Origin of the sequence: Parasphingorhabdus sp. (genome assembly GCF_048269865.1) — a bacterium.
Taxonomy (GTDB): domain Bacteria; phylum Pseudomonadota; class Alphaproteobacteria; order Sphingomonadales; family Sphingomonadaceae; genus Parasphingorhabdus.
In genome coordinates, this window is the sequence record NZ_JBLWUA010000001.1 from 371,753 (window position 1) to 396,679 (window position 24,927).

A 24,927-nucleotide genomic window follows, 5' to 3' on the forward strand; every position below is an offset into this window, starting at 1 on the left:
CATGAAACACGAAGTCATCGAAAGCCCAGGGCTGCACATGCGACTTTGGGAAGCCATGAAAAACCGGCGACCTATGCGGATGCGTCACAAACGCTATCTCAAGACGGCGGGGGCCTGGATCTTGGTGATATGGGTTCTCACCGCGCTTTTCCTGGCATTGGCGCCCGATCAATATCGGAGCAAGTTTACCCTGATTTTACCCGGTTCCGGCGCTGGTGGGTCGCTGAATCTCGAGAATATTGGCCAGGCGCAGTCATCAGTGTCTTCAGCTTTCTCCAGCGCAACCTTGAGTCCGACCGAAAATTACAAGCGTCTGTTGATGACCGATAAAACATTACGGCAGAGTGCCGAAAAAACCGGTGACAAGATGAATGAATTTCCGGTTCCCGATGTGAAACTGGTCGATCAGACAAATCTGATTCAAGTCGAAGTGGTGGGCCCCAGCGGCGAGCTGGCCAACCAGCGTGCGATCGCTCTGAAAGATACATTTCTTGAACAGTTGGAGGAATTGCGCAACGACGAAGCGAAAATGCGGGAAAGTTCCGACGTTAAAAACCTGGTCACTCTGGAAAAGAAAGTGCGGTCAACGCAAAAGGCATTGCTCGATTTTCAAGCCGAAACAGGCCTGGTTTCGCTGGATCAGTTCAATACCCGGATTGCCAACATGGACGCCTTGCGCCAACAGGAACGGGAAGCGCGAATAACGCTGCGGCAAAAATCTGCTGAATCCGGCCGCTTTTCCTCGATCCTCGGCAAAAATGTTGGCAGTGCCAATACTGCGTTGCGGCTCCGTTCGGACCCGGTTTTTCAGCAACTGGCAGACCGTTATGCAAAACTGGAAGTTGCGGCGAAGGAAAAAGAAGCCACCCTGGGCGACAATCACGGCGATATGGTTCAGGCCAGCACAGAGCGCGATGAGCTGAAAAGCGCGCTGGTTAGCCGTGGGCAGGCCCTGACGGGCCTCGGTTCCGCTGCCATATTGCGGAATATCGACATTGCGGTCGCCGACGGCCGGTCCACTTTAATGCAGGGCATGATCATTGCCAATTCCCAGAGCGCCGGTGCCCGGGCTGGCTTGGCGGAAATTCGCAACGATATTTCCAACCAGGCGGTGAACAGCGGCAAGCTCGTAAAACAGGCTTCGCAGCTGGCTGATCTGGTGCGCGATCATCGGGTTGCAGAAGCCGTATTCTCCTCGGCTCTGGCGCGGATCGACACCAATAAACAGGATCCGTTCGCGTCATACCCATTGGTGCAGACGCTGGAGCAACCGTCGCTGCCAGATTCGCCGTCGAGTCCGTCCGTTGTACTGGCGCTGCTGGGTGCCACCGGTGCGACGATCATCATCCTCATAGGATTGGCATTGCTTTGGTTCAGACAGCCGATCATCCACAAAATAGCCCTGAAACTATAGTCTATTATACCATAGTCACGACGTGGCTATTATGGTTGGTAGGCGGGCTCTATATTGCTGGACCAGTGCTGGGTTGCGTGTTGTCGTTACTGGCCCTGTATTTATACTATATCGCGCCATCTTTGCCGGTAGCGAAGCGCATTGCAGCGCCGCACTGGTCAGTGTCGCTCTGGCTGATCGCAATGTTGGCGATGCTGGTAATATTGGTGGCGGGCCATTTGAATTTCAGCCTTGGCACGGGCGCCATCATCAAATCGACGATTGGCTGGGCCAAGGGTTGGTTGCTTATCGCGCTGTTCATATTCGCCGGAGCAGTGCTCCCGATCCGGGCCGAGATCATCTACCGGGCAATCTGCCGAACCGGGAAATATACGATAATCCTGCTACCGCTATTTCTGGTCGCGCCTTTTGTCGGCCTGCCGGAAATTCTCTGGGTATCCCCACTGAAGATATTCGGCGGATCCGGCCCCGAGTATTTTGCCACAATCCTGTATACGCTGGAACCGGGGTCCGGAACGCCGCGCTGGCAATTTTTTGCGCCATGGTCGCCGGCAGCCGGGATGATCGGGCTGATCTATCTGGTCTGTGCGTTTCAGGAAAAGGACCGTGGCTGGCGATACTGGGGCATCGCTGCCGCGCTTGTCATGATCATATTGTCGCAATCGCGTCTGGCTCTGGTCGGGTTGGTGATGATCGCGCCGATTCCTCTCCTGTTTGGCCAGATTACGAGACCCTTGATGTGGTTTGCCATCTTGCCAGTTGTTTTGCTGGCCGGGTGGTTTGCGGTCGATATCATCGAGGCGCTCAATCTTGCGAAATCGGAATTTTCCGGAGCCAGGGCCGATTCCACGCGAGTACGCGAGACGTTGGGACGCATCGCCGTCGAGCGCTGGCAAGGAGAAGCGTTCTGGTTTGGCCATGGTGTCGTTGAACGCGGCCCGCATCTCGTTGAATATATGCCAATCGGCAGCCACCACAGCTGGTACGGCTTGCTATTCGTCAAAGGAATATTGGGCCTGTTTGCTCTGGCTATACCTATGATAGTCAGCCTCGGTCTGCTTTTGCGGTCTGCCTTGACATCCGACATCGGTAGGATTGGTTTGGCCATGACCATGCTATTGCTCATGTACAGTTTTGGCGAGAACCTGGAATCGCTAGCCTATCTTTACTGGCCCGCGCTGTTGCTGATCGGCATGGCGTTGCAATATCGCGGTCCCGCAAAGAGCATTTGAACAGTTTTTGGCTCGCGCTACCGATACGCTAGCCGCAAATTTACGGCGACTTTATCCGGGCAGCTGTCCTCGCTGGGTCAATCCTGCGTTGCCGCTGCCGAAGGTGCCGTTCGGCGCAGGTTGCGAGCGGAGTTACATGCCGTGCCGCGGGATCACAATGCTGCGAACAACGAAGGTTGTTATACTATGGGCCATCCGGTCTCCCCGAAGCCACTGACCAAAAAATGGCCCCCACAATCGGGAGGGCCATTCTCTGGTGATTTCCGGGGAGGGAACGATGATATCACGCGGCCTTTAAATGCGCCGGGCTCAGGCTAAGCTCCCCCAGCATTTGCAACCAGGCCTCGATGCGCTTTTCGGTCACGTGCAGACAATCATCCCGACCCGCCACGGACATGTTGACCAGCGGCAAATGACGAAGATTCTTCAACATGTTGACGATCGCTGTTTCGTCGTCGAAGTCGACGATCAAGCCGGCATCGCCGACCTGCTCCGACAGGCCGCCAGCACCCGACACCAATATCGGCCGGGCGGCCAGCCGTGCCTCGGTCGCCACCAGGCCATAAGCTTCAAATCTCGACGGAACTGCGATGATATCGCACTGGCTGAGGAAATGGTTGATGTCGTTCACCCGTCCATAGAAGGAAATATTGGGATTGCCTGCGGCCAGTTGTATGAGCTTTTCCTCGTCGGGGCCAAAGCCGCCAAGCAGCAGTTTGATTTCGGTCCCATCGCTCAAGGCATTCATTGCATGAATCAGCCGCTCAAAGCCCTTCTCCTGTACAAACCGGCCATAGGCACCGACGGTAATTGGCGCTTTGAGTGAAAAGGCAGGCCGTGCGAGCTGCGCCAGTCCCTGCATATCGCTCCACGGGTAAATGACCCGGCGCTTTGGCGGGTGCAAATCTGCCACTTCCGCCAGCCACATGGCCTGCGCTTCTGAAACGCACACCACCCGGTCAAAAACCTTGTGGGCCAGTTTCAGCATCGACCGGAAACGTGCAGGCTCGGCAACGCACAGAGCCTCCCATTCGCGCGAATAGCTATGCTCCATCAACACAAGACTGGCTTGCGAATTGCGCGCGGCCAAAGAATAGAGAAATGGTAGCGTTTTCCAGCTTACCGAAAAATGCACGACGATCACCGCCGCGTCGATTTTTGGTGCGAAGTTCCACTCCGGATGAACCTCTTCCATGCTGAAATCATACTGCCGTTGGAGGGCCGGGTGCTGAAACAATTCCAGGCTGCGCGTCACACCGCCAAGTGAAAGGTCATCGAGCAGGTGAACGATTTTTGGCAGGTTGGTCATGCGAACGCCCTCCCGCCGGTCCAGCCGGTCGCAAGACGGCCGACAAGATCTGTGGGCAGATATCGTGCAGCGGCGGCGGCGAGCAAGGTTACGGCCGACTTGACCGGCTCCTTGACAAGCGGCCTCGAGGAGACTGAAACAGCGTCCTTGAACAGAGCGAGTGCGAAGGCGCCATCGCCCATCTGCACGGCCCGCCGCGCAAGGTAGCGCAGCTGATAGGCGCGCGCTTCGTCGCCGACCTCAGCAAAAAACTCCGGCGCATTGTTTTCCACTTTTTTCATCATGCGGTTCCAGCTGTCATATTGGGCAGCAATGTTGGCCGAGAGACCGCCGGACACGACCCGGTAATTGGTGAGCAAGCCTCCGATCCCTTCGAAGCGGAAGCCGCCGGTCAGTGCCATCCGGATCCACAGTTCAATATCCTCGGACTGACGGAAGGTTTCGTCAAAGAAGCAGATTCGCCGGGGCTCGTCGCGGTGCAAAAATGCGATGCTCTCTAGCGCAGTCTTGCGAATGACAGGAGCCGATCCGTTGCCGATCGGATTGCGCGTCAGAATGTCTTTCGCGCTTATATTGTTCAGTTTCGGCCGCTGCGCCTGACGAAGCGGCGTTCCGTCCGCATCGATGAACCGGGACCCACTGTAGCTGACGCCTACCTGTGGATTGTTGTCCAGATGGATTTTGTGCAGCGCCAGCTTATCCCGGTCCCAGCTGTCGTCGGAATCGAGTAAAGCGATATACTCGCCACGCGCCTCCAAGATCCCGGTATTGCGGGCACCGGCGAGGCCGCGATTGGCCTGAGAGATAATGCGAATGCGCGGATCATCATAGGATGCGCAAATTTCGACACTCATATCGGTGCCACCATCGTCAACGATGATCAGCTCGAAGTCGGTGAATGTTTGCGCCAGAACGGAGTCGACGGCGGCAGGTACATATTGCTCGACATTATAGACGGGCATGATGACGGAGATAGACGGGTTATTCATAATATATTCCTTTTCTAGATCGGGAAATTCAGGAGAAGATCTGGATTCGGGCGCACCGCGGCATCAGCAAGGCCGCGAAGGCGGACCCCAGCGTCAGCCAGCCCCGTTTCGCATCTGCCAGAAAGGCATTCCGGTCCGACCGGAAACCTTGAAAGGCATAAGACAAGGCAACCTTGGCGGGCGCGCCTGACCGCAAAGCGCGGCGAGCAAGATAGCGACAGTAGACCGCTTCGGAGGAGGAGACAGTGCACTGGTCTGCATACTGACTGGCCAGCAAACGCCAGCCAGCGTACATCGCTGGCAAGTCGACCGACAAGCCGTTCGGGCTCATGCGATAATTCACCAGATGCCGGTCGAAACCGCAGATCATGTGACCTGCGGAAACAATCCGAGCGATCCATTCCTGGTCTTCGGCATAAGACATATCGGTCAGAAAACCGCCGACCTTTTCAATCGCGTGTTTCGCGATAACCAGGTTTGACATCGTGCAGACCGGATTTTCAGAGATGATTTGCTCAATGGAAAGCGCTTTCGACCTCACTGTCGAAAAGGTTTTGGCTTTGCTGGCGTCCAGGGCTTTATGATCGATGAACGCAATCTTGGCATAGCTGGCAGCAAGCTTCGGCCGCTGGCTATGAAACAAACGGTGCATTTTCAGCTTGTCGGCGTCCCAAAGATCATCGGCATCCATGAAGGCAATGAGCGATCCCCGGGCTTCAGAGATGCCGAGATTGCGCGCGGCGGACACACCTTTATTGGGCTGGGAAACCAGTTTGATGCGGTCATCTTCGCCGGCCATCGACAACATCACGGCCAGGCTGTCGTCAGTGGATCCATCGTCGACCAGGATCAGTTCAAGGTCACGCTCGGTCTGGCTCAGCACGGATTGTACCGTCGGATAAAGATGCGCTGCCGCATTGTAGACAGGCAGAATGACGGAAAAATGGGGATTGTTCATATTGAAAATTCCTCTTCGGCTTCGAATGAGTGGGTTGTTAAAATTAGCGAATAACTGATGATCACAACGAACGTGCCGATCACCCAGCCGGCGGCGGCCTGCGCCAGTCCGGTCTGCGCGCCGAGGAACATCGCGGAGAGCGCCACGACACAGGTGATCAGGCCGAGCAAGGCATCGAGCGTCGCTTTGCCGCGTGCTCGCAGATAGGCGGAGGCGATGGCGCCCAGCAAAAGCGGAACACCCGCGAGCGACAGAATTTGGATAAGCGGGATCGCCTGCAGCCATTGCTCACCAAAGATCATAGGCACGTAGATTGGTGCCAGGAAAAACTGCGCGGCTGAAAGGGCGGTGAAGATGAGCAAACCAGCGCCAATGATGAATTTTAGGGAGCTGTTGGCTTCCTCTGTGGAATCCTGGTTGCACAAATAGGGGTAAATGACGGTGCCAAACGCGGCGGCCAGTGTGCCAATGATGCCGATGCCGGCGTTGAAGGCGAAATAATAGCTGCCGAGAGCGGTTACGCCAAGCATCGCGCTGATGATCAGCTTGTCCAGATTGTTACGCAATGCCAGCAATATGTCGGTCGCCAAAATCGCAGTGCCAAAGCTCAGCATATCGGCCCGGTTGGCATAACCGTTTTCGGCAGTGACTGACCACGGTTCGGCGCGCCGCATCATGATCAGCCACAAGGGTGCGGTCATCAGCTTCGGCAAGATGATGGCCCAGGGGTTCGCCCAGGCCAGGATCAATACAGCGGTGATCAGATGGTCTGCAATGGTTTGCGCTGCGCCGATTTTTGCGACGGTCGCCAGTTTTTTGGCACGCATCAAACGGAAGCACTGAACCAGTCCGCCCGGCATGAAGAAATATACGCCGCACAATACGACCAGCATTTGCGCCGCGAGGGTCTGCCCAAAAACCGTGAACAGTACGGCAGCGACACAGAACTGAATGGCAGCAACTATTGAGCACCAGAACCAGAATATGCCATGGGCCGAGTTACACACCGCATCCAGCTTGTCGTCGGCCGCCGAAATGATTTTCTGGCCGACGCCGATATTCGCAATCACACGCGTCAGTTCAAAAAGGCTGAGGGTCAGCGCAGCAACGCCGACCAGCTCCGGAACCAGCTGTCGGGCAATAACGACAACAACCAATATCCGAACCACTCGATTGACCAGCTCAGCCGATCCATAGGCCAGCAGTCCATGAACAATGGAGCGCTTGCTACTGTTCTGATTATGTAACGTGCCGGCGGTCATAATGTTATTCCCAAATTGCTTCGGGACATTCGTTTCAATTGCCGTGCCAGATTTGAAGAAGCCCGCTTTTCCGAGGGGGACAATGCTTACCGCAAATTTAATCACCAGCAGGCTGTTGCAAAGTGAGATGATTGCTTTGCATTTTGCGAAGATTATCGCGTTTTGAACGAGCTCACCGGACGGTCAATAGCTCATTAACGATCTAACTATCTGATAATTATCTACTTCCAATTTTTGGCACGCGAAATGCGACGCTCTGGCCAAATCAATTGGAGTAACGACATGAGCATATATCAATCCGCCGCCAGCCTTCGCAAAAACGATAGCCGGCGCATCTCACATCTTATTATCGGTCGGAACAATATCACTGAGTTGGCTATTTCATTATATAATGAAAAGGCGGTCTCTCTCTTCGGACTGGGCTTGGCAAATGGCTCCCTGGCCGATGTCGCCTCGAAAATTGTCGACGCGGCAGCGGACCGGGAGCGGAACATCATTCAGTTTATCAACGCACATTGTGTCAATGTTGCGCAGCAGGATGCAGACTATCTGGCAAGCGTGCGGTCTGCAGATATACTGCTTCCGGATGGTTCCGGTCTCCGGCAAGCCGCAAAACTGGCTGGTATTGGCCCGGTCGACAATCTAAACGGAACCGACCTCTTTCCCCATATTTGTGAAAAGGCATCGCAGGCTAATCAGAGCATTTTCCTGCTGGGCGGCAAGCCGGGCGTAGCTGCCGCAGCGGCGAAAAATATGCGCAACCGCTATCCGGGCCTGCATTTCGCGGGCACACGGAATGGCTATTTTTCAGAAGGCGAACACCAGCAAGTCATTGATCAGATCAACCGTTCGGGTGCATCAATCCTGATGGTTGGAATGGGCGTCCCGATCCAGGAAAAATGGATCGCGAAATATCGCGACCAGATCAAAATTCCGGTGGTGATGGGAGTCGGCGGTTTGTTTGACTATTATTCCGGCAATATCGCCCGTGCCCCTTCGCTGCTGCGTGAGATGGGCCTGGAATGGTGCTGGCGTCTGGCGCTGGAACCTCGCCGTCTGGCCGGTCGCTATCTGGCGGGCAATTTCAAGTTCATGGCACATGCAATGGCCCATGGCTTCGTCGTCCGGGGGCACGCAGAACGCTATGCTGCGGCTACAAAACGCACGCTCGATCTTTCGATTGCCTTGGTTGCACTGCTTCTTCTTGGGCCACTGGCAGCTGCGATATGCCTGTTTATTACGCTGGAAGATAGAGGCTCGCCGTTCTTCCGGCAGACCCGGATCGGCGCCGATGGCAAGCCGTTTAAAATCTGGAAGTTCCGGTCGATGTACAAAGATGCCGAGGCGCGGAAAGCCCAGCTGGCAAGCCAGAATGAACGCGATTCGATATGTTTCAAGATGAAGAGCGATCCGCGCATCACGCGCGTCGGAAAATGGATCCGTCGCACATCCCTGGACGAATTGCCTCAGATTCTGAATATTCTGACCGGTGAGATGTCGGTGGTCGGACCGCGACCTGCGCTCCCCAGTGAAGTGCTGTCTTACAAGGCCAAGGAACGTGGCCGACTGACGGGTAAACCGGGCCTTACCTGCACCTGGCAGGTATCCGGACGCGCAGACATCCCCTTTGCCAAACAGGTTGAGATGGACTTAGAATATCTGGCATCGAAGTCACTGCTGCGGGATCTGGTGCTGATTACCAAGACGGTTCCCGCGGTTATCACCGGCAGAGGTGCCTATTAGGCGCTGCCTAGGTCTAAGCCTCTTCGCTGGTCGGCCGCCTGGTCCGATCGGCGAAGGGCGGTCAAGGTGTAGTCGAGCACATCCTGAAGCGACAGAAGTTCAGCCTCAGCGCCCAATTGACCATGTTGCCGCATGGAATCAATTTTCTCCAGCAGCGAATAGGCACCAAAGCCCGTGCATATACCCCGCAACGCATGATGAGCGGCCTGGATGCCATCCTGATCCTTGGCTTTCCAGGCGTTGGCGAACCGTTCGCACCATTTTTCGATATCGTTGCTGACCGCTTCGACCAGCGCCGTCCGGCGCGCTTCCGGAACAGCATCGAGTTGCTCTTCGAACTTGGCCTGGTTGAGGAACTTGACCTCAACAAAATCCGGAACGCTTTTTTCAGTGTCTGACTGGTCCACCGCAGGTTGGACATCTCGCCCGCAAATCTGACCGACCACGTAGTGCAGGCCTGCCAGGTTGATGGGTTTCGAGATGACCCCGTCCATGCCAGAGCTCAAAACCGCGGTCCGTTCGCTGTCTGCCGCGAATGCAGTTACGCCAAAAATCGGAATTTTGCCATGTTTATAGCTCGCTCTGACCTGGCGGGTCGCCTCCATGCCGTTCATTGGCATCCAGACGTCCATCAATATGCCGTCGAACTCTTCGCGATCCAGAGCCGCCATGACTTTGGAGCCATCGTCGACGATCACCGTTTCGCAACCCATATTTTCCAGCATGGCACCAATCACAATCTGGTTGGCCTCGACATCTTCGGCAATGAGCAATTTGGGTTGGCGGCCATTGATCAAGAACTTTTGTGGAACCACAGCCTGTGCATCCTTCGCCGCCAGAGAGGCACCGTCACTGATGGTGAAGGGTATGGTAAACCAGAACATACTGCCTTCGCCGACTTCGCTTTCGACACCGATTTGACCGTCCATAGCTTTGACAATCCGCTTGCAAATAGACAGGCCCAGACCAGTTCCCTCAATTTCGCTATTGTGGGCATTGCCTCTGTCGAAGTCTTCAAAAAGGCTTTTTTGTACATTTTGAGGAATGCCATCTCCGGAATCCGACACGGAAACTTTTAGAAACAGATTGTCGGCTTCGCTGATGATTTCCGCGCGCAGGTCGATCTGGCCGTCGCTGGTATATTTGATCGCGTTGCTGATGAAGTTGTCAATCATCTGGCGTGACCGCGTCGGATCGGTCAGAATATGCTCCGGACAATCGCTCGCCAGATAGGTGCGAATTTCCAGTTTCTTTTTCCGGGCCAGCGGACGCCAGGTGTCCGCAGCCTTTTCAACCAGTTCCGGCAGGTTTAGCTCGCGAATGTCGATGTTCATCTGCCAGCCATCGGCGCGCGCATATTCGATGATGTCAGCGAGCAGGAACAAGAGCTGATCGCCGCTATGGCGTGCAAGTTCGACCTGTTTGAGCTGTTCTGGCTTCAAGTCGGTAATGCTGAGCAATTCCAGGGTTGCCAGAACGGCGTTCATTGGCGTGCGTATGTCATGGCTCATCATCGCCAAAAATCTTGATTTTGATCTGTCAGCCGATACCGCCGTCGCGCGTGCTTCTTCCAGCGCAGCGCCCATTTTCTCCATTTCAGCGACCCGTTGTGCCAACTGCTCGCTTTTGGCTTTTTCCTCTTCTCTGGCTTCGCTCAGTTTGTCGGTGAGATTCTGCAATTGTCGCGCCCGGCGTTCGCTCAGCTTCCGTTGGACACGGTTTTGCCGTTCCGCCTGCCGTTCACTGGTGATGTTACGAACCGCGCCATATCCAAAAAATCTGACGCCGTCCGCCGATCGTCGCTGGGTAACCGACCAACGCAGCCATCGCAATTGGCCATAGTCATCGTAAAAGCGAAGATCCCGTTCGACATTCTTGTTGATCAACAGTCCCTTTGAGGCAGCAACCAGTATTTCCATTGCTTCAGCATGGTCATGCGAATGCACCATCCCGGCAAATTCTTCCAGGCTCGTCACCAGTCTCTTTGTCCCGATAACATCGCCGAAATTATCCGAACCTGTGAATTTCCGATCCTCGTCCCGATAGAATGTGGCGACATTGGCGAGATTCTGAGCGCTGACCAGGGAAAGAGCCTGACGGTTGAGATGTTCGAGCAACTGCTCTTCTTTTTGGCGCAACAAATCCTGCGCGATCGCCAGCGACCGGCTTTTCGTTTCCAGAAGTTGTTCCGCCTCTGTACGTGCCGCTTCACTGCGCGCCAGTCGACGCTGCAGCAATTCCACAAGGGCCGAAAGGTCTTTTGGAGCCAAATTTTCGGTCGGCTTCGTCATGGCTTCTCATACCAATAATTGATTTATTGTTAGTGAATTGATCAGAATAGAAAAACCACACCGGCAATTGGTACCGTTCCCGCCATTTTTCTTTTGGCAGCATCCGAACAATGCTCGGTGGTGGGCTGTTATAATAGTCCTGGTTCGCCTATTCACTCCGCTGCCGTCTTAGCCATCTTGACGCGCCACAAGGTCTGAGCCATGCGCTGGCTATGCGATTTTTCTCCGACAACGCTGCGTCTGTGCACCCCAAACTGCTGGAAGCGCTGGCCGCTGCGAATGCGCCCGATAGCGCTTATGATGGCGATGCCCACAGTGCCAAGCTGAACGCCGTTTTTTCGGAGCTGTTCGAGACCGAGGTTGAGGCGATGTGGGTCTCAACCGGTACCGCCGCCAACTCGCTTGCCCTTGCCGCTATGTGTCCGCCGCATCAGGGCGTAATCTGTCACAAGGAAGCGCATATTGAACAGGACGAGGCTGGCGCGCCGACATTTTTTACCGGTGGTGCGAAGCTGATGCTGCTTGAAGGGGAGGGGGCAAAGATCTCGCCGGAGGCTTTGGAAAGCCATTGCGCTGCGATCCGTGATGATGTGCATCAGGTCCAGCCGGCGGCTGTGTCGATCACCAACGCCAGCGAATATGGCATGGTTTACCATCCCCATGAAGTCGAGGGTCTGGCCGGAAAATGCAAGGCCCGAGGGCTAGGGCTGCACATGGACGGCGCGCGTTTCGCCAATGCCGTGGCGACGCTTGGCTGCTCGCCCGCTGACATCACCTGGAAGGTCGGGGTTGATGCGCTGAGTTTCGGATTTGTCAAAAATGGCGGAATGAGCGCCGAGGCCCTGATTTTCTTCGACCGAAAGCTCGCTGCAGAGACGCACTATCGCCGCAAGCGCGCCGGTCATTTGCAGTCCAAGGGGCGCTTTCTGGCGGCTCAGATTCTGGCGATGCTGGAGGACGATCTGTGGCTTGAAAATGCCCGCGCAGCCAATGATGGCGCCCAGATCATAGCAGCTGCTGCCGCTGACCGGTTGATTTACCCGGTAGAGGCAAACGAGATTTTCATCAGCTTGACCGCCGACGAAGCAGCGCAACTGCGAGGTATCGGTTTTGACTTTTACGACTGGGGAGAAGGACAGGCGCGACTGGTGACGAGCTGGAACCAGACGGCGGAAGAGATCCGGCCGCTGGCCGATGCGATTGCCGCTCTATGAGCGGCGACGAGAGCGCTGAAGTCAGCCTGCTCACTCCCCGTATCCTGATCCCGTTTCTGCTGGTCTCGCTGATCTGGGGATCAACCTGGCTGGTAATCAAGGACCAGATTTCCGAAGTGCCGCCGAGCTGGTCGGTTAGCTACCGCTTCCTGATCGCCGCCGCAGCGATGTTCGTGCTGGCGGCGTTCAAACGCCTGTCCTTCCAGCTTGACCGGATCGGCTATCTGTTGGCGCTGATCCTGGGATTCTTCCAGTTCACCTTCAATTTCAACTTTGTCTATAATGCCGAACTGTTCATCACCTCGGGACTGGTGGCGGTTCTGTTTGCCCTGTTGATGGTACCCAACGCAATATTGGGCCGGATCTTTCTGGGACACAAGGTCACCGCACCGTTTCTCGGTGGTTCGGCGATTGCCGCAGTCGGCATCGCGATGCTATTCTGGCATGAATATCGTTCCTCCCCGGCCAGCCTGGAACAGGTGTTGCTCGGCGCGGCGCTGACCTTCGGCGGCATCATGTCGGCTTCGGTCGCCAATGTCATGCAGGCGGGGCGACGGCTCAAATCCTATCCGATCATCACCGTTCTCGCCTGGGCGATGCTGTTCGGGGCGCTGATCAACATAGCGGTCTCCTGGATCACAGTCGGCCCGCCGGTCTATGAGTCCCGCGCCGCATATTGGGCCGGCATCGTCTATCTCGGGGTGATCGGATCGGTCGTGACCTTCCCGCTCTATTTTTCCATGATCCGCGAGATCGGCCCGGGCAAAGCGGCCTACACGAGCGTGCTGGTACCGGTGGTGGCGATGATCCTCTCGACGATCTTCGAAGGCTATGTCTGGACCGCCTTGTCGGCGGGCGGTGCGGTTCTCGCGATGATTGGCCTGCTGGTGGCGTTGCGCGCGCGCAAACCGAAGACACCCCGTATCACGGGCTGAGTTTCAGTCGAGCAGCGTCTGCAGCCCCGCCTTGTAATCCGGATATTGTGGTTCCCATCCGAGCAGTCTTTTGGCTTTCCCATTGGCAACCCGGCGGTTCTCTTCGTAAAAACCCAGCGCAGCCTTTGACAGATTGGCTTCTTCCAGGGATTGCAGCGGCGGTACAGCGATATTGAGCAGCCGGGCCGAATGAGCGACAATCTTATGTTGCGGTGCGGGCAGGTCATCGGAGATATTATAGGCACCCGGCGGCCCATCGAACGAGGCAATCACTGCGCTCACTATATCATCGGCATGAATGCGGCTAAACACTTGTCCAGGCAAGTCGATGCGGCTGGATTTGCCTTCGCGAACCCGGTCGAGCGGACTGCGGCCCGGCCCGTAGATCCCGGGCAGACGAAACACGCGCATGTCGCTGCGCAAATCCTGCCAATTCTGGTCGGCTTTGCTGCGCGCTTTGCGCCGACCGGATCCGATCGGTGCACTCTCGTCGACCCACGCGCCATCAGCGTCGCCATAGACTCCGGTCGACGACAGATATCCACTCCACTTTAGCGCCGCTGAACCAATATCCGTGCCATAACCGTCGAGCACGGGCTCGGTGCCGTCGCGCGACGGCGGCACAGAGGACAGGACATGGGTGGCGGACTCCAAAGCCGCCAGTACAGAGCTGCGGTCACCGAAAGCCAGCGCGCCATTTTTGGCCTCGCGCCGTGTGCCAATCACTTCCCAGCCGTTGGCGCGCAGCCGGTGCGCCAGTCGCGAGGCCGTATAGCCTATTCCAAAAATCAGCATGCGGCCCACTGGCTGCTATTCCTTTTCCAGCTTGCCCGGCTTCACCATCACCGGATTTTTGACGTGGTCGGCTTTCCACTGTATCGCCATGCGGACGCGGGTCGCGCCCGAGGGATGATCGAAAAACAGCATTTCTTCCAGCGGGCCGGGTTCAATCTTGCGATATTCCGATAACCGCATCGCCACTTTAGCGAAACCATCTGGCTCCTGGGCGGTTGCGAGGCCAAAACGGTCGGCCTCGCTTTCATTGATCCGGATCAGGCTGTTGATTGCAGGGGTTGCGGCAAAGAAATAGACCGTAAGGATCAAGCTGAGCAGGGGGATGGCGGCCGGATCGGCCATGCTCCGGACGCCCCATTTTTCACCATGGCGCGCAATCAGCCGCGGTGCCAGACGGGCAACAATGAACAGGCCCACCGCCACGATCAGTGCCAGAATCAGAACTGTCCGCCAGGTGTGGCCCAGCACATAATGGCCCATCTCGTGTCCCATGACCGCCGCGACCTCTTCCGGATCGGTGCGCTCGAGCAGATTGTCGTTGAGCGAGACCCGGATCGTCGGTCCGAAGCCGGAAACATTGGCTGAGATACGCTTGTGCTGTTTGGACTGGTCGAAAACATAAATATTTTCGGCTGGAATATCATATTCCGCCGCCATCGCGACAATCCGGTCGCGCAGTGGCCCGTCCGCCATTTCCGTATAGTTGTTGAACAGCGGTGAAATGAATACCGGCCCCAGCAACAGTCCGATGAACAGGAAGACCGAGATCACCCCGGTTCCCCAAATCCACCACAATTTGGGCGCGCGCCGGATGACGGCAAATATCGCCATGATCAGCAGGGGAAAGGTGATCAGCGAGATCAGCAGCCCGATAAGCTGCTCGCCAAACCAGCCGCCAAAACTCTGGCTCATCAGGCCATATTGCTGCTCCCGGAAAAAACCGGTGTAGATCGTCCAGGGCAGGGTGATCAGGAAGCCAGCGATGATATAGGGCAGTCCGTACAGGGCCGGCTGCAGCCATGTTCTGCTGGTCACCCGTTCTGCCCAGTCCCGGAATCGAGCGGACAGCCGTGACTGCAGGATCAGCAGGTCGACCAGAACTCCGATCAACGCGCCCCACAGGATCAGCCAGTAGCCGCCCTCGAAATAAGCGTTGGATTTTTCAAGCTGCGCGCCCTGCAGGGTATCAATATAGGCCCTGCTCGCCTGTTCTACATCGAAGCCGGATGAGGCATTCTGGGCTAAAGCCATGTCTGTTGGCAGCCCGGCAATCAACAGAAGCGCGCAAATGAAAAACAATATTTTGGACATGACCCGTTCCCTTTTCCCAATCCATAAACGCAATTGCGCGGGGTGCAAATGGCTCTTATGGCAAGACCATGTTAGATATTCAAAAAGCTCCGAATGACGAAATGGCCGATGCCGCGCCAGCCCCGCAGGACCCGGCAACGATCCGCCGAGAGGATTATCGCCCGCCTGCCTGGTTCATTCCGGAAATGGAACTCGACTTCGATCTCGATCTAACCCGGACTATAGTACGCTCCAAGCTTGATGTCCGGCGCTCGAAAAGCGCAAAGCCGGACGAGCCCCTGGTGCTGCAAGGCGACGATATCACGCCGGCTTCGGTGAAGGTGGACGGCGAAACCCGGACCGACTGGAAATTGGTTGATGGTGCGCTGGTCCTGCCGTTGAGCGGCGCATCGCATGTGGTTGAGATCGAGGTCGAGCTGGATCCCTCGACCAATACGCAGCTGATGGGCCTCTATGCCTCCAATGACATGCTCTGCACCCAGTGCGAGGCCGAAGGCTTTCGCCGGATCACCTTCGCCCCCGACCGGCCCGACGTACTGAGCCGCTATCAGGTCCGTATGGAAGCGAACAAGGCGAAATTCCCGGTGCTGCTGTGCAACGGCGACAAGATCGCCGAAGGCGAAGGCGAAAACGGCCGTCACTGGGTCCAGTGGAATGATCCGTGGCTAAAGCCAAGTTATCTGTTCGCGCTGGTCGCCGGTGATCTGGTCGCCAATAATGACAGCTTCACCACCCGTTCCGGCAAGCCGGTCGAGCTCAATATCTGGGTGCGCGACGGCGATCTTGACCGGACTGGCCATGCGATGAAAGCGCTCAAGGACTCGATGCGCTGGGACGAAGAGACGTATGGCCGCGAATATGATCTCGGCCTGTTCAACATCGTGGCGGTCAGCGACTTCAACATGGGAGCGATGGAGAACAAGGGGCTGAATATTTTCAATTCCCGCTATATTCTCGCTGATCCGGAAGTCGCAACCGATGCCGATTTCGACGGGATTGAAGGCGTCGTCGCGCACGAATATTTTCACAATTGGTCTGGCAACCGTGTGACGTGCCGCGACTGGTTCCAGCTCAGTCTGAAAGAAGGCTTCACCGTTTACCGCGACCAGAGCTTTTCCGCCGACATGGGCTCTGCCGCGCTCAAGCGGATCGAGGATGTGCGCATATTGCGCGCCGCGCAATTCCCCGAAGATGCCGGGCCGTTGGCCCATCCGATCCGTCCGGAAAGCTATCAGGAAATCTCCAACTTTTACACGGCCACCGTCTACAACAAGGGCGCGGAAGTGATCCGGATGATGAATACGCTGATGGGCCCGGACAATTTCCGCAAGGGCACCGACCTTTATTTCGACCGGCATGACGGTGAAGCCGCGACCTGCGAGGATTTCGTCACCGCGATGGAAGACGGTGGCTCGATCGATCTGACCCAGTTCCGCAAATGGTATGAAACGCCCGGCACGCCAAGAGTTTCGGCGAAGCTCTCGCATGACCCGCAAACCGGCACCGCGACGCTGCACCTGACGCAGAAAATCGCCCAGAATGGCGAGATGCCAAAAGCATCGGAGCTGCTCATTCCGTTGCGCACGGCGTTGCTCGATCCGGCAACCGGCGATCATGAGGGCGAGCAGTTGCTGCTGCTCGACCAGCCGGAAAAAAGCTTCACCTTTGACGGCCACACGGACCATCCGGTGCTGTCGATCAACCGCGGCTTCTCCGCACCGATCATCCTGCAAAGCAACCAGAGCGCCGATCAACTGGCGTTCCTGTCCGCGCATGACGACGATCCCTTCGCCCGGTTCGAGGCGATGCAGCAGCTGATGACCAACTATTTGACCGCAAAGGTCTCGGGCACGCCGGTTGACCGCGATATCATCCTGCTGGCAATCGCCAAGATATTGGCCGATCCGGCGCTGGATCCCGCATTTCTGGCCGAGCTCATTCTGCTGCCAAGCGAAGCATTTTTGGGCGATCAAATGGCCGAAGTCGATCCGCAGGCGATCCACGATGAGCGCGAAAAGCTGCGCGGCAAAATCGGCGTCCAGTTCGAAAAGCAATTTCGCAAGCTCTACAAGTCCTGCGCGCCGGGCGAATTTTCGCTCGACGCCGAAGCGCGGGCAAAGCGCAAATTGCGCAACGTGACTTTGGGCTATCTGGCTGCCTCTTTCACCGAGACTGCCGCCGAGACCGCCTTTGACCAATATCGTGAAGCCGACAATATGACCGCGATGCAGGGCGCGCTCGGCGTCTTGTCCCATCTCGAGGCCGAAGAGCGGACGGCCGCCTTTGAAGATTTCTACAGGCGGTTCAAGGGCAATCCGCTGGTACTGGATAAATGGTTCAGCTTGCAGGCGATGTCGCTGCGCGGTGATACGCTAAAACGCGTCGACAGCCTGTCGCGTCATCCCGACTTTACCATGTCGAACCCCAATCGCGTACGCGCGCTCTATGGTGCCTTCACCGGCAATCAGGTCCGCTTCCACGACCCGTCGGGCAAGGGTTATCAGATCATCGCCGACATGGTGATCAGGCTGGATAAACAGAACCCGCAAACCGCAGCGCGTTTCATCCCCGCGCTTGGCCGCTGGCGGCGCTATGAACGCGGGCGGTCGGAACTGATGCGGCTGGCACTGGAGAAAATCGCGGCGCAACCAGATCTGTCCAAGGATGTTGCGGAACAGGTCCATAAAAGCCTTGCTTGATATCACGACCTCTGCCTTGCTCGATGGAGCAGCGCACGGTTTTCTGGGCCGGGCAGGGGGCGTGTCGGAGGGTATATATGCCGGACTGAATGTCGGTCTGGGCAGCGATGATGATCGGGATACCATCATCGAAAACCGCCGGCGAGCGAAAGAGGGTGTGCTGCCCGGCAGCGAACTTGTCACCGTCTATCAGATCCACAGCGCCGAGGTGGTCACGGTCACCGGCCCGCAGTCGCCGGGTGATCGCCCGCAGGCCGATGCAATGGTGACCGATCAGCCGAATCTGTTACTCGGGATATTAACCGCTGATTGTGTGCCGGTGCTGTTCCACGATCCGGTCGCGCATGTCATCGGTGCCGCCCATGCCGGCTGGAAGGGTGCAATTGCAGGGGTGACCGACAATGTGGTCACGTCGATGGAAACCCTTGGTGCCCATCGAGAGCATATCGCATGCGCCATCGGTCCCTGTATTGCGCAACCCAGCTATGAAGTGGACGCAGGCTTTCGCCGTCAATTCCTCCAAGCGGACGCGGCTAATGACCGCTTCTTTGCGGCTGGAAAACCCGGCCATTTTCAGTTTGATATCGAAGCCTATGTCGCGGCACGGCTGGCGGCGGCTGGCGTGAGCAAAATCGAAAAGCTCGGTCTCGACACTTATGCGCTCGAAGACCGCTATTTCAGTTATCGCCGGTCCTGCCATCGCGATGAACCGGGCTATGGTCGGCAGATTTCGCTCATCGGCCTTGCGGAATAACGTTGATTTCTACAGGCACGCCAGCGAAGGCTGGGTGCCGAACCAATCTGGCTTCACAGAACGGCCGGCCGGTTTGACAGAGGGGCAGGAGAGGGCATGAACGCACAGCGCATCGGACTATGGGCGGGGCTCGCCATATTCATCACAATGCTTTTGCTGCCTACGCCGCAAGCGATGAGTCCCGAAGCCTGGAAGGTTGCGGCACTGACAATCCTGATGGCGATATGGTGGATGACTCAGGCGATTCCGCTCACTGCGACCGCCCTGCTGCCCTTTCTGGCCTTGCCGACGATGAATGTGATGACTGCGGCCGAAACCGCCAGCGAATATTATTCACCGATCCTGTTCCTGATCCTCGGCGGCGCCTTTCTGGCGCTGGCAATTGAGCGGGTCGGGTTGCACAAGCGGCTGGCGCTGGCGATCATCGGTCTGGCCGGCAAAAGCGCCTGGGGCATATTGTTCGCCTTCATGATCGCGACGGCCTTGCTCAGCATGCTGATCTCCAACACCTCTTCTACCCTGATCATGGTGCCGATCGCGGTGGCTGTGCTGGTCGCTGGCGGCGTACAGGAAAAGGAAACCGAAGGCTTTGCCGGGGCGCTGATTATGGGCGTTGCCTTTGCGGCATCGATTGGCGGCCTGGGCACGCTGGTCGGCAGCCCGACCAACGCGATTGCCGTTGGCCTGATCAACAAGACTCTTGGCATGCAGATTGATTTTCTCGACTGGCTCAAATTCGGTCTGCCGATCGTGATCGTCGGGATTCCGGTCCTGGCCGGGATATTGATCGTGGTGCAAAAGGTCGGAAAGCACAGCTTTGACGGGGTCAAGGCCCGGGATGTGATCGGATCCCCGGGACCCTGGAGCATACCGGAAAAGCGACTGGTTCCGGTTGTAGCGATCGTTGTGCTCGGCTGGCTGCTGCTGCCGGAGATCAAGGGCTATTTCCCCGACGGCGCGCTGCACGACGGCAGCGTCGCGATTTTCGGCGGCTTGCTGTTGTTCATGCTGCCCGATGGTACCGGGCGGAAGCTGCTGAACTGGGACGAGGCGGATCGCGCGCCATGGGGTGTGATCATGATGTTTGGTGGTGGTCTCGCGCTGGCTGCCGGGATCATCGAATCCGGTCTGGCCGACTGGCTCGGGTTGATGCTGGAACCGCTCAAAACCGTGCCGGTGCTTATCATCGCCATCGCGCTCGTTGCGCTGGTTATCCTGATCACGGAATTCGCGTCCAATGTCGCGACCGCCAGCGGTGTGATGCCGGTGGTTGCCAGCCTGATCCTGGCGACTGGCGTGGACCCGGTGCTGCTCGCCGTGCCCGCCGCCATGGCCGCCAGCTGGGGGTTCATGCTGCCGAGCGGAACCGGACCGAATGCGATTGCCTGGTCGACCGGTCATATCGAGCTACCCAAAATGCTGAAGTCGGGTTTCCTGCTCGATCTGGCGGGTATTCCGATAATTATCGGCTGTATCTGGATGGTTGCGGTTGTAACCACATAGCTTTTGGTTCATTGTTTTACCGAGATTTGAAAGAGCAGAGAGAAGATTATGTCCGAACGTGATGAAGACGTCGCAGGAATTCCAGTCACCCGCCGGATGCCGAAGACGCCGATCGAGAAAATTGGCGGTCGCAAGCTGAAGCCGGCGACGTTGATGATGGGCCACGGCTATGATCCCGAGCTTTCGGAAGGATCGCTCAAGCCGCCCATTTTTCTCACCTCGACCTTCGCTTTTGAAAATGCCGCTGCCGGCAAACGCTTTTTCGAAGGTATCACCGGCAAACGGCCGGGCGGCTCCGACGGACTGGTCTATTCGCGCTTCAACGGTCCCAATCAGGAAATTCTCGAAGACCGGCTGAGCGTCTGGGACGAGGCGGAAGACGCGCTTGTTTTCTCCAGCGGCATGTCGGCGATCACCACGGTATTGCTCGCCAATGTCAATCAGGGCGACGTGGTCGTGCACAGCGGCCCACTCTATGCTGCGACCGAAACGCTGATCAACAAGATACTGGGCCGCTTCGGCGTGACCTTCATGGATTTTCCTGCTGGTGCTGCTCCGTCTGAAGTTGCGGTGATGCTGGAACAGGCCAAGGCGCAGGCTGCAGCCAATGGCGGCAAGGTGGCGATCATCTATCTGGAAAGCCCGGCGAACCCGACCAACGCGCTGGTCGATATCGAAGGCGTCGCCGACGCCCGTAAACAGGTTTTTGGTGATGAAGGCGCGCCGCCAATCGCCATCGACAACACGTTTCTCGGGCCGCTCTGGCAGCAACCGCTCAAACATGGTGCGGATATCGTTATCTACAGCCTGACCAAATATGTCGGCGGCCACAGCGATCTGGTTGCCGGCGGTGTACTCGGCAGCAAGGCCCATATGGATCCGATCCGTGCGATCCGGAACACCATTGGTACGATTTGCGATCCCAACACCGCCTGGATGCTGATGCGCAGCCTCGAGACACTGGAACTGCGCATGACCCGGGCTGGTGAAAATGCCGAAAAAGTCTGCGCGTTTCTGCGCGACCATCCGAAGGTCGACGGGCTGGGCTATCTCGGCTTCATCGAGGATGACCGGCAGAAGGACATATACCGCCGGCATTGCAGCGGCGCCGGTTCGACCTTCTCGGTCTTTATCAAGGGCGGCGAGGCAGAGGCCTTCCGCTTCCTCGACACGATGAAGATCGCCAAGCTCGCGGTCAGTCTTGGCGGTACCGAAACCCTGGCGAGCCTGCCCGCCGCGATGACTCATCTCTCGGTTCCCGACGAACGCAGGGCGGCCCTTGGCATCACCGACAATCTGGTGCGCATATCGATCGGCGTGGAAGATCCGGACGATCTGATCGCCGATTTCGATCAGGCGCTGGCCGCGGTTTGAGCGGAGCGAGCGCAGGGAAAGACGCGAAATACCACGGGGTTAGAAAGCGGGCCGGAGGAGGCGATCTGGCCTAGTTAGCCGGGTTCTCGCGCTTCTTCCGCTCGGCAATAGCGCAGTCGAGCAGTTTGTTGGCGGCGAAGCCGCTCGGTCCCAAATTCACTTCGGCAATAGTTTTGTTGTCGAAGGAAACTGTAGCCGAGCTCGCTTCCATCAACCGTTCCAGACCGCGCTGCGACTGCGCCGGATCGCTGTCCTTGCCGTGCCACATAGCCCACACGCCCTGATAAAAACCGTTTTTATACCCGCCAAACTCCGATGAAGTCGTCTGACCGTTCTGAAAAGTCAGGGTCAGGGGTATGTCTGTGATATTGGTATCCTTGTCATCCACAATATCCCACCTGTTTCGCAGCACCTCGACGCTGAATATCGAGTCCATGATGCCGAGACCAAAATCGACCATGGTCTCATCATCCCTGGACCGAAATGCGATCTTGCAGTCGCCCCGCTTGACGCCTTCACTATAGGAAAAATCGGGTATCGTGGTGCGGTTCTGCGCTACCGCAGGACCCGCCAGACCAACCAATAATGCGGCTGCGATCATCGCCTTGCCTGGATTTTCCATAATATTGTCCATTCCTATACTGTCTTTCTAACTCCGGAACCGAGCCGGTTGGTGTCGGCGCGATATGTACGAGCGAGGAGCTCATTGGCCCCTATTTTTGATCCCATTTGAAGCGGGCTATTCCATTGGTCATGCAATAGTTCTGCACCTGTGCCAGCTCGGATTTGCGGTTATCATCCATAATAAGTGTGTTTGCGTCTTCCTGCTTCGCAATGAAGTCCTTCTCGAGATCGTCATTCGGATCTCTCAGCAGCGCGGCAAGTTTCAACCAGTCGGACGCAAAGCCTTTATATTGCAGCGTCTGGTCGGCTCCCGGGTTTTTCCGGGCCATGTAGCTGTGCAATGTCGTATAATATCCGGAGCAGGCTATCGCTTGCTTATACTTAGGCATGGCCGCCTCTTCGGCCTGAGCGGCGACCGGAATTGCTACCAAGGCGAGACCGAGCATCGCGCCCGCTGCCGATCGCGTGACCTTTGCCTTTTCATTCTGGCCGATATTGCGGACCATCCGTTTCATTTTATTGGTCATTACTCGTACTCCTCCTAACAATAGCTGTTGCCGATCGGGCAGGATCGCCCTTGGGCACGGGAAACATTCGCTGCATAATAGTCGTTGTTGGACCGGATTCTGGCGAGAGAGTCGGACAGGCTGGACGAAGAGGAGCCGGAATAGCTGCTCGACGACCGGCTGGAATAGGATGATCCGGAAGAGGAACTGGTATAGGCGCTCGCTCGGGCATATTGCCGCGCCTGTATCTTGGCGAGCCGTTCCATCAACGCGGCAAACTCTGCCTGCCGCCGCGCATAAGCTTTCCTTGCACCTTCTGCATCCATACTCCGCCACACGGCTTCGGCTTCGCGGTCGCCGCGCACCGCAAGATAGGCCATATAGTTTTTCGCTTTTTGCCGATCCTGCGGAACCGCGACGCCGTCCCAATAGGCATAAGCCAGCCACTTCATCGCATCAGGCTGGCCGACCGAAGCGGCATTCTCGATTGCTATCAGGCCGCTAGCCTTGTTGGCGTCCACCAGACCCGGAACCCCATAATACAGCCAGCTTCCAACCAGCCATTCGGCGTCATCATTGCCTTCGTACATCAGATCGCGAAGCGTGAACCATGCGGTCCTGGCATCGCCCTGTTTTTTCTTGGCGAGGGCCTGAGCGATTTGCACCTTCGCCGGCAGCGCAGGATCGATCGGCGGAACGGTGGCGCGAAATGCATTTTCATCACCAAGCGCGCGCCACGCTTTGCACGTCTCCTGACGGCCAAGTTTGCAAGCCTTCTCCCACAGCGCAAAGGTGATGCCGGGATGCCCGTCCAGGTTCCCCTTGCCGTCAAGATGGGCTTGGCCAAGCCCATCGCATGCGACTGCATAATCCATATCGCAGGCCATGCGCAGAAAATGTAGACCTTCCGTCATGTTGGTATTTTGCCCTGAGCGCGGATTAAACACTGCAGACTGGCCCAGCCTGTTGCAGGCATAGGCGTTGCCGCCCTGGCATCCGGTGAACAGGAATTTGACACCCTTCGCAACATTGTCCGCCTGCCTGCTGTCGAACAAGGCATCGCCATATTGAATGCAGGCGAGATGCGTATCACCCTTGCCCTCAACACAGGCTTTCTGCGCCATGGTGAAAGATTTCGCATCATCCTTGCCGACGCCCCGACCTTGTTCATAGGCGAAGGAAAGCCCGGCGCAGCCCCAGGCGAGCTGCTGGTCGCAGGCGGTCTGAAACAGGGCGACTGCCTGTTGGCCGGTTGCCGCATCCTTATATTCGTTGAACAGCGAATAGGCCTTGAATTCGCATCCCAGGTCAGCTCCCGACTGACACGCGCGATCCCAGCGGGCAAAAGCGCCGGCTTCGTTTTGGGCAACGCCAAGTCCGCGTTTTTGCGCGTATCCCAGGATCGCGCAATTGCGTTGGTCGTTCAGGCTTTCGCAGCCATATTGCGCGTTCTTCGCCGCCAGCTTGTCGTTGCGGTGGCCGACATCACCGTCAAAGAGCATCGACGCGGACGTGCTGCAGCCGCTTGCCGATCCTTTCTCGCATGCCATCAGATAATAGCCGAGCGCGGCCCGGTTGTCCCGGGCGAGCGCTCCCAGCCCCTCTTCGAAGGCTTCGGCAAGCCGAATACACTGGGCTGCACTTCCCTTGCGGCATTGCGCGTCCCAGTCGCGCGAAACCCCGTACAGCTCGATAGGATAGTTTTGTTTGCCATCGGACAGCGCGGAATTCGCATAGCCCTCTTCCGCGCGCGGGACGTTGTGATCCTTCGCAAGCACAGGATTGGCGGCTACGAAAAGCCAAGTCGAACATATGATAAAAGTGAGGAGAAATCTGAAGGACAATATTTCAAGGCCAGTCCGTGGATTGGCGTACCTCAAATCACCATACTGCGGTTTCTTGTAATATAGTGTCATGGTCGCTCTAACACTCGCTTATGAATAGTCTGATCAACTTTGTTAGGATTCTGTCGATACTTATGCGCTGGCTTTTCACCCGTGGATTGAATAAAGTC

At 56.9% G+C, this 24,927-nt stretch carries 19 protein-coding genes; 9 read left to right on the forward strand and 10 right to left on the reverse strand.

What is annotated here, in order from left to right:
• Position 1: 1 nt before the first annotated feature.
• Both ACN0WW_RS01775 and ACN0WW_RS01780 read left to right on the forward strand, forming a co-directional pair.
• Positions 2-1,414 carry a hypothetical protein gene (locus ACN0WW_RS01775; protein ID WP_417608760.1) on the forward strand — a complete coding sequence of 471 codons (1,413 nt, stop codon included), beginning with the start codon at positions 2-4 and terminating at the stop codon, positions 1,412-1,414.
• Positions 1,415-1,491: 77 nt separating this feature from the next.
• Positions 1,492-2,646 (forward strand): O-antigen ligase domain-containing protein, encoded by a 1,155-nt coding sequence (locus tag ACN0WW_RS01780; RefSeq protein WP_417608762.1) that lies wholly within the window; start codon positions 1,492-1,494, stop codon positions 2,644-2,646.
• 283 nt (positions 2,647-2,929) lie between these two features.
• Here ACN0WW_RS01780 and ACN0WW_RS01785 read toward each other — a convergent pair whose 3' ends face one another.
• The 4 genes from ACN0WW_RS01785 to ACN0WW_RS01800 are packed head-to-tail and all read right to left on the reverse strand — an operon-like array spanning position 2,930 to position 7,164.
• Positions 2,930-3,955, reverse strand: coding sequence for a glycosyltransferase family 4 protein (locus ACN0WW_RS01785; protein WP_417608764.1), 1,026 nt, complete (start codon positions 3,953-3,955; stop codon positions 2,930-2,932).
• Complete coding sequence (locus ACN0WW_RS01790) at positions 3,952-4,944, reverse strand: glycosyltransferase family 2 protein (protein WP_417608766.1); 993 nt, start codon at positions 4,942-4,944, stop codon at positions 3,952-3,954. Before ACN0WW_RS01790 ends, ACN0WW_RS01785 begins: the two co-directional genes overlap by 4 nt.
• Before the next feature lie 28 nt (positions 4,945-4,972).
• A complete protein-coding gene (locus ACN0WW_RS01795) occupies positions 4,973-5,902 on the reverse strand; it encodes a glycosyltransferase family 2 protein (protein WP_417608768.1) in 930 nt (309 codons plus the stop codon).
• Positions 5,899-7,164, reverse strand: coding sequence for an oligosaccharide flippase family protein (locus ACN0WW_RS01800; protein ID WP_417608770.1), 1,266 nt, complete (start codon positions 7,162-7,164; stop codon positions 5,899-5,901). Before ACN0WW_RS01800 ends, ACN0WW_RS01795 begins: the two co-directional genes overlap by 4 nt.
• 282 nt (positions 7,165-7,446) lie before the next feature.
• Here ACN0WW_RS01800 and ACN0WW_RS01805 point away from each other — a divergent pair, with 282 nt between their 5' ends.
• A complete protein-coding gene (locus ACN0WW_RS01805) occupies positions 7,447-8,907 on the forward strand; it encodes a WecB/TagA/CpsF family glycosyltransferase (protein WP_417608772.1) in 1,461 nt (486 codons plus the stop codon).
• On the opposite strand, the gene ACN0WW_RS01810 is transcribed toward ACN0WW_RS01805, so the two are convergent.
• Positions 8,904-11,198: an ATP-binding protein gene (locus ACN0WW_RS01810; protein WP_417608774.1), complete on the reverse strand. Its 2,295-nt coding sequence runs from the start codon at positions 11,196-11,198 to the stop codon at positions 8,904-8,906. The genes ACN0WW_RS01805 and ACN0WW_RS01810 overlap by 4 nt on opposite strands.
• A 212-nt stretch (positions 11,199-11,410) precedes the next feature.
• Here ACN0WW_RS01810 and ACN0WW_RS01815 point away from each other — a divergent pair, with 212 nt between their 5' ends.
• Both ACN0WW_RS01815 and ACN0WW_RS01820 read left to right on the forward strand, forming a co-directional pair.
• Positions 11,411-12,412 (forward strand): threonine aldolase family protein, encoded by a 1,002-nt coding sequence (locus tag ACN0WW_RS01815; protein WP_417608776.1) that lies wholly within the window; start codon positions 11,411-11,413, stop codon positions 12,410-12,412.
• Complete coding sequence (locus ACN0WW_RS01820) at positions 12,409-13,347, forward strand: DMT family transporter (protein WP_417608778.1); 939 nt, start codon at positions 12,409-12,411, stop codon at positions 13,345-13,347. Before ACN0WW_RS01815 ends, ACN0WW_RS01820 begins: the two co-directional genes overlap by 4 nt.
• A gap of 3 nt (positions 13,348-13,350) precedes the next feature.
• Here the strand turns inward: ACN0WW_RS01820 and ACN0WW_RS01825 are convergent, their stop codons facing one another.
• Positions 13,351-14,151 carry an SDR family NAD(P)-dependent oxidoreductase gene (locus tag ACN0WW_RS01825; RefSeq protein ID WP_417608780.1) on the reverse strand — a complete coding sequence of 267 codons (801 nt, stop codon included), beginning with the start codon at positions 14,149-14,151 and terminating at the stop codon, positions 13,351-13,353.
• Between the two features lie 6 nt (positions 14,152-14,157).
• Positions 14,158-15,453, reverse strand: a complete 1,296-nt coding sequence (locus tag ACN0WW_RS01830; protein ID WP_417608782.1) for a M48 family metallopeptidase — start codon at positions 15,451-15,453, stop codon at positions 14,158-14,160.
• A gap of 101 nt (positions 15,454-15,554) precedes the next feature.
• Here ACN0WW_RS01830 and pepN point away from each other — a divergent pair, with 101 nt between their 5' ends.
• The 4 genes from pepN to ACN0WW_RS01850 all read left to right on the forward strand — a co-directional run bounded on the left by pepN (position 15,555) and on the right by ACN0WW_RS01850 (position 21,783).
• Positions 15,555-18,152, forward strand: coding sequence for an aminopeptidase N (gene pepN / locus ACN0WW_RS01835; RefSeq protein ID WP_417608975.1), 2,598 nt, complete (start codon positions 15,555-15,557; stop codon positions 18,150-18,152).
• Positions 18,145-18,906 carry a peptidoglycan editing factor PgeF gene (gene pgeF, locus ACN0WW_RS01840; RefSeq protein WP_417608784.1) on the forward strand — a complete coding sequence of 254 codons (762 nt, stop codon included), beginning with the start codon at positions 18,145-18,147 and terminating at the stop codon, positions 18,904-18,906. The genes pepN and pgeF overlap by 8 nt, the downstream gene beginning before the upstream one ends.
• Positions 18,907-19,002: 96 nt before the next feature.
• Positions 19,003-20,409 carry an SLC13 family permease gene (locus tag ACN0WW_RS01845; protein ID WP_417608786.1) on the forward strand — a complete coding sequence of 469 codons (1,407 nt, stop codon included), beginning with the start codon at positions 19,003-19,005 and terminating at the stop codon, positions 20,407-20,409.
• A gap of 96 nt (positions 20,410-20,505) precedes the next feature.
• Positions 20,506-21,783 (forward strand): cystathionine gamma-synthase family protein, encoded by a 1,278-nt coding sequence (locus tag ACN0WW_RS01850; protein WP_417608977.1) that lies wholly within the window; start codon positions 20,506-20,508, stop codon positions 21,781-21,783.
• Positions 21,784-21,853: 70 nt separating this feature from the next.
• On the opposite strand, the gene ACN0WW_RS01855 is transcribed toward ACN0WW_RS01850, so the two are convergent.
• From ACN0WW_RS01855 to ACN0WW_RS01865, 3 genes are all read right to left on the reverse strand, one after another.
• Positions 21,854-22,417 (reverse strand): hypothetical protein, encoded by a 564-nt coding sequence (locus ACN0WW_RS01855; protein ID WP_417608788.1) that lies wholly within the window; start codon positions 22,415-22,417, stop codon positions 21,854-21,856.
• A 79-nt stretch (positions 22,418-22,496) separates the two neighbouring features.
• Positions 22,497-22,934 carry a hypothetical protein gene (locus ACN0WW_RS01860; protein ID WP_417608790.1) on the reverse strand — a complete coding sequence of 146 codons (438 nt, stop codon included), beginning with the start codon at positions 22,932-22,934 and terminating at the stop codon, positions 22,497-22,499.
• Between the two features lie 14 nt (positions 22,935-22,948).
• A complete protein-coding gene (locus tag ACN0WW_RS01865) occupies positions 22,949-24,691 on the reverse strand; it encodes a hypothetical protein (RefSeq protein ID WP_417608792.1) in 1,743 nt (580 codons plus the stop codon).
• Positions 24,692-24,927 lie beyond the last annotated feature (236 nt).